We start from the raw sequence: 798 nt of genomic DNA on the forward strand, positions 1-798 counted from the left end.
AGCACGGCGCTCACCTCTTCATAACTCATTCCCAGCTTCAGTCGATCGTAATGGGCCTTGTCGAGCTTGCTGCAACCTGCCAGCAGCAATACCAGGCCCAGCGCCAGCGTCATGCGCATAAGAGGCTCCTTGTTGCATCCTGTAGGGGAGAGTAAGGGGCGGCGAGGCGAGATACCAGTCCCACTGCCGGGAAGGCTCACCAGTGACGGACCGGACCCGTATCGAGGTGAACGAAGTTGTCGCCAGGGTAGTAACCGACCCCGCCCACCTTCAGTTGCAAGGCTGCCTGGCGCAGATGAGAGAGCGGTACGCCGGGGAGACGAACATCCACCGCCTGACCGAGCGTGTGATAGCTGCGCTTGGCCACACCCCGGCTGCGTTGCCGCTTGCGGCTGTTGGTGCTGGGCGAGCGATAGCCCGAGATGAGTTCGATTCGCCCCGTGCGGCCCAGCTTGTGCTGCAAGAGGAAGAGCTGATCGAACAGCTTGCGATCGATGGTAAACACCTCATTACGGCGGTAGTCGCGAAAGATATGGTTGAGCTCTGCCAATCCGTCCTGCAGGTAGCGACCGTTCTCCCAGTAACTTGCCTCTGTGTGTTCACCCGTGTTGAGGTTATGGATAGTGAGGGAGCGGTGACTGGTGCTGCGGCTGGCCAGCGCCGTCTGTGGCAACAGAGCGGCCGTCAGCAAACAGCCCGTCCCCAGCAACAGTTGACGACGACTCATCCCTTTTTCCAGCATGCTCCACTCACCCCTTGATTCAAACAACCGTCTGACACTACCCCCCCCCCCCCCCC

1 protein-coding gene is annotated in these 798 nt (G+C 60.5%); it reads right to left on the reverse strand.

Going from position 1 to position 798, the window contains the following annotated elements; translation table 11 throughout:
* Nucleotides 1-196: 196 nt before the first annotated feature.
* Nucleotides 197-742: a peptidoglycan L,D-endopeptidase MepK gene (mepK, locus tag BN1121_RS03005; RefSeq protein WP_005347434.1), complete on the reverse strand. Its 546-nt coding sequence runs from the start codon at nt 740-742 to the stop codon at nt 197-199.
* Nucleotides 743-798: the final 56 nt, after the last annotated feature.

This window comes from Aeromonas diversa CDC 2478-85 (assembly GCF_000819805.1).
GTDB classification, from domain to species: Bacteria; Pseudomonadota; Gammaproteobacteria; order Enterobacterales; family Aeromonadaceae; genus Aeromonas; species Aeromonas diversa.